Raw genomic sequence first — 4,848 nt, forward strand, 5'->3', positions numbered from 1 at the left:
TTGCCAGATTCTGACCAAATTTTTGCAATTCCGAATTTGGCTCGCCGGTTAGCAGGCGCAATAAGAAATGTAAAAGCGAAACGCCAAGCAATATCCAGGCACATAAACCAAAGGCAATGCCGTACATAATCAGTTGTAAAAAATACAGCCAGATACTTTGATCTTTCAAACGTGCTTTAACATCCGGGCTGATCACCGGTTTTTTCTCTTGCTCAGTCATGCTGTTATCCTTTGTAAAAAAACTATTATAGTTCACGCAATGCTTGCGAGATAGGTATTCGTGCAGCTCGAATGCTGGGAAGCAAGCCACCGATAATGCCAATGATCAGAGCTGCGAACATGCCCGAGACCAAAATGGAAGGCGACACACTGAATTCAAAGGCCAGTTGCGTAAAACTTGTCCAACTTAAAGTGCTCACCTGAAAACCGTTAAAAAAGAGATACGCAAGCAAACCGCCGAGCAGTCCACCCAGTAAGCCCAGGATAATGGATTCGGTTAATACTGAAAAAATGATCGAACCGCGTCCGAAACCCAGAGCTCGTAGAGTCGCGATTTCTCGTGTACGACTGGCAACCGCCGTGTACATGGTATTGATCGCACCGAAAGATGCCGCAATGCCCATGAGTACGGCTAGGGCTGTACCGATCACATTGATCACTACATTCATGATCTCAGTCTGCTCTGACAAGAATTCTTTTTCACTTTTAACCGTCAGGTTAAGTTTCGGGTCGGCATCAATTGCCGCCTGAATACTTTCCAGTGCTTGAGAATTAGCGGCTTTAAGCCGCGCGGTTGAATAGACATTACGATTATAGGCAGACTGCAATACACGAGAGTCCGTCCAGATCTCGGACTCGGCCGCCGAGCCGTTGTCTTCAAAAACTCCCACCACAGTCCAGACATTCTTGCCCCACTTTAACTCCGAACCAAATTCAAGGTTCTGATAATTACCAAGAATGCTTTTACCCACAATGATCTCGTTTAATCCGGGCGTAAACATTCTCCCTTCAATCAATTTGAAATTCGGACGCAGCAGCATGGCATTGTTTGTGACACCGCGTAATGGCATGTTGGCATCAAGTCCGGTGGATTGCTTTTTCAAGTCTACAATCACATACAATTCAGGTGAAACAATTGGATCATTATTCGTATCACGCGCAATATTCTCAAGCTGTTCAATACTGGTCACTTCCGAATTCAACAAACTGCTATTAAGCTCGGCACCCGAACCCTGCCCCATAATGACCAGAACATCATCGGCACCGCCACGCGAAGCGGTTTCTTGTAAGCCATTGGCTATAGACAAAATGGTAACAAAGACCGCCACTACACCGGCGATTCCCACTATTGCGACTAATGATGAGGCCCACCGACTGGGCAAACTGCGAATATTGATCTGCAAGACTTTTGCAATTTGAAGAATACTTTTCATTACACCACCCTGCGCATGGCGTCATTGATCTTGAGTTTTAATGCCTGGGTTGCCGGCATAATACCTGCAATCAAACCCATCAATAGCGCAATGAACAATCCACTGATAATGTCTTTTTGCGGAAGATAAAAAATGGGAAAAAACTTTCGTATGCCTTCAGCATTGTTAACAATCAAATAGGCCAGGAGTAATCCTAGACCTGCAGCGAGTAGCGTGATAAACAAAGATTCCAGCATAACCATGCCCATTACCCGGTTATCGGAAAAGCCGAGGGTTTTTAATACGCCGATCTCACTGGTGCGCTCACGAATGGATTGTGACATGGTGTTGGCCACCACCAATAACATGGTAAAAAATACCGCAGAAACCACAGCATTGATGATCTTGCCCATGTCACCAATTTGCCCGGCAAACGATTGGGCAAATGCGGCTTCGGTGGCGGTTTTGGTCTCCGCCGATGAATTCTCGAATAATTTATCCACCGCCTTGGCAACACTTGCAGATTTCTCGGGATCTGCGATCTGCAGTACGTACCAGCCAACCGAACCTTGTCCAAAACTGCGCCCTTCGTCAAAATATTTGTAATGCATCAGCATGCCGCCATCATCAATGTCATCACCAAGTTGATACACCCCGGAAAAATCAAGTTCCCAGGTGTTGCCGCCATCATTTTTTCGCCAAATGGATGACTGAATCGGGATACGGTCACCAATTTTCCATTCTTCGGCAAAACGATCCGCCATACTTTTGCTGATCAGTATGCCTTGCCGGTTAGACATCCAGTCTTCAAGACTGCCTTCCACCACCTTGAGCTCCGGGTAAATTTCCACATACTCTTCCGGAATTACGGGAAATAATGCAAGCTGGTTACGCGGGTCTTTATACACCGCACCAAACCAGGTTGCGTGTGAGACTTTTTTCACACCGTCGATGGCGGCAATGCGTGAACCATAGCTTTCTGGTAATGGTTGGGTAAAGGTAACCTTGTGCAAGGTCAACATGCGGTCCTTACCTGCGATGTCAGCGCCTGCACTAAAGGCAACTTTCAAGGCAGAAAGCATGCCAAATAAAATAAACGCAGTAATGATCGAAAGCATGGTGAACAGCAAACGGGTTTTGTTGCGTTTAAGATTACTGGCAATAAAGCGTAAATATTTCATACGGACACCTAGATATTACGTTGCGAGGAAATTCGCCCGTCTTCCATGTATAAAATCCGTTTGGCCTGCTCAGCGGCACGAATATCATGGGTAACCATGATGATGGTTTTGCCCTGCTGTTCGTTTAAGGCCGTGAGCAATTCCAGTATTTCATCACCCGATTTTCGATCCAGATCACCGGTGGGCTCATCACACAATAACAATTCAGGGTCTGTCACAATCGCCCGAGCTATGCCAACGCGTTGCTCTTGACCACCTGATAGCTCGCCCGGTTTATGCGTGGCACGATCGGACAATCCAACCAGATCCAAAGCTGCCAAGGCACGTTGTTTACGCTCCTTGCCATTTAATTTAGTCAACAATAATGGCAACTCAACATTCCGCCAGGCGTTTAAGACTGGCATCAAATTGAACATCTGGAAAACAAAACCCACATGATCGGCGCGCCACTGACTCAAACCCCGTTCGCTCAGGTCATCCACGGGCACCCCGTCAAAAGTGATGCTTCCTGAAGTTGGGCGGTCAATGCCTCCGATCATGTTCAACAAAGTTGACTTGCCAGAACCCGACGGTCCCATTAAGGCCAAGAAATCACCTTTTGGCACCTCGATACCCAAGTCATTTAAAACGTGGACGACTTCTTTGCCACGTCGAAATTCTTTATGCAGATTTTTGATTGTTAATAACATTGTGTTTTCCAGATTTAGTTATTATTTACCGAGACTATGCTGAGATCTTTCACCGCTTCCGGGTCGATGACTAATTGTTCATTACCACTCAAGCCATTCTCAAGAATGGCATTGTTCAGTGTGCGGGATGCGATGGTGACCACTTTACTACTGAGTTTGCCGCTGCTATCGACCAGCAATACTTTATCCACGCCACTTTCATTATAAAGTGTGTCTAAGGGGATACGCACTTGGGGTTTACTGTTGACAGTGCGTTGTGGCACCGGTGTATCCGACAAAAAGGTCACTTTCACACCCATGTCGGTCAGAATTCTTTTATCAAGTTGAGTAAATCCAATACGCACTTTAACCGTGGCTTTTTGGCGGTCGGCGGTCGGTACAATATTGATCACACGAGCAGGAATGGTCCAATCCGGGTAGGCATCCAGTATGGCTTCAACCTCTTGCCCGGCTTCGACTTTGTTGATGAACGACTCATTCACATCCACTTCGATTTCACGTGAACTCATATCAACAATGGTACAAATACCGGTTCGGGTTGACCCGCCGGTAGCCGCTGGCGAGATCATTTCACCCGGTTGGGCATTTTTGCTGATGACCACTCCATCGAACGGGGCACGGATGGTGTAATCCAATTGATATTGTTTTTGTAAAGCAAGATTCTGATCTGTTACCTGTATGTCAGAGCGCGCTTTACTCAAACGTGCACGTAGCGCGGATAACTCGGCCTGCGCCGTGTCCACGGCCGAGGCGGCAACCAATTGTCGTTCACGTAATGAAAGTGTGCGTTGCAGATTTTTTTGAGCCTCATCGACGCGTACTTGTATTTCTGCCAAGGCCTGCTGTGCGGCACGTTTTTGTGATTGCGCTAATGCAATTTGGGCAACCAGGATACTGTCGTCCAGTTCAGCCAGCACTTGACCGGCTTCGACTTGCATACCCTCTTCCACCATGACCTCAAGAATTTTACCGGTTACTTTAGACGACACAGTCGCCTGACGACGCGCCACCACATATCCGGAGGCATTTAATATTGCATCACTGATCTCTGTGGCATCACTTTTTGGCAGACTGACGGTGTGCACATCGACACTCACCATCTCTTGTGCTTGTTTATTCGCACCAAACCAATAGACTGCACCCGCAAATATTCCAGCAAGCATGAATAGGCCAAGCCATTTTCCCCAGTTCGATCCTTTGCGCTGATATCGCTGTGACTTATCGAGCTTCAATGCATTGAGATTGTCTTGATCAAGAGCCATCAGATTTTATTTCACCGTAACTGAAAAATATCATTAAAATACACAAACTTAGCTGTGCGTAAGTCGTAAGAATTATACGCCAGAAACCAGTAAATATGATAAATAATCGGACCCGGTATGATCGACATTGGCCTGAATTTAACCCACGACAGCTTTAGCCACGACCTGGATGCTGTTATCGAGCGTGCGCAAGCGGCTGGTGTAGAACAATTCATTCTGACCGGTGCCAGTTATCAAGGAAATCTTGCAGCGTATCAGCTTACCCAAAAATTTCCGGAACTGTTTTATTCAACCGCTGGTGTGC

At 46.6% G+C, this 4,848-nt stretch carries 6 protein-coding genes; 1 reads left to right on the forward strand and 5 read right to left on the reverse strand.

Annotation, left to right across the window (positions count from 1 at the left end; translation table 11 throughout):
- The 5 genes from HKN88_09215 to HKN88_09235 form a co-directional block, all read right to left on the reverse strand.
- Window positions 1–220, reverse strand: a 220-nt coding sequence (locus tag HKN88_09215) for a DUF4389 domain-containing protein (GenBank protein NNC98234.1), incomplete at its 3' end; no start/stop codon positions are given.
- Between the two features lie 25 nt (window positions 221–245).
- On the reverse strand, window positions 246–1,433 hold the full coding sequence (locus HKN88_09220) for an ABC transporter permease (GenBank protein NNC98235.1): 1,188 nt from the start codon (window positions 1,431–1,433) through the stop codon (window positions 246–248).
- Window positions 1,433–2,593, reverse strand: a complete 1,161-nt coding sequence (locus HKN88_09225) for an FtsX-like permease family protein (protein ID NNC98236.1) — start codon at window positions 2,591–2,593, stop codon at window positions 1,433–1,435. Before HKN88_09225 ends, HKN88_09220 begins: the two co-directional genes overlap by 1 nt.
- 8 nt (window positions 2,594–2,601) lie before the next feature.
- The gene (locus HKN88_09230) at window positions 2,602–3,282 is read right to left on the reverse strand and encodes an ABC transporter ATP-binding protein (protein ID NNC98237.1); all 681 of its coding nucleotides are present in this window, start codon (window positions 3,280–3,282) and stop codon (window positions 2,602–2,604) included.
- Window positions 3,283–3,296: 14 nt separating this feature from the next.
- A complete protein-coding gene (locus tag HKN88_09235; GenBank protein NNC98238.1) occupies window positions 3,297–4,544 on the reverse strand; it encodes an efflux RND transporter periplasmic adaptor subunit in 1,248 nt (415 codons plus the stop codon).
- Window positions 4,545–4,661: 117 nt separating this feature from the next.
- Between HKN88_09235 and HKN88_09240 the strand changes: the two genes are divergently transcribed.
- A partial coding sequence (locus tag HKN88_09240) for a hydrolase TatD (protein ID NNC98239.1) occupies window positions 4,662–4,848 on the forward strand: 187 nt, incomplete at its 3' end.

It is taken from the genome of Gammaproteobacteria bacterium (assembly GCA_013001575.1).
Classification (GTDB): domain Bacteria; phylum Pseudomonadota; class Gammaproteobacteria; order Steroidobacterales; family JABDMI01; genus JABDMI01.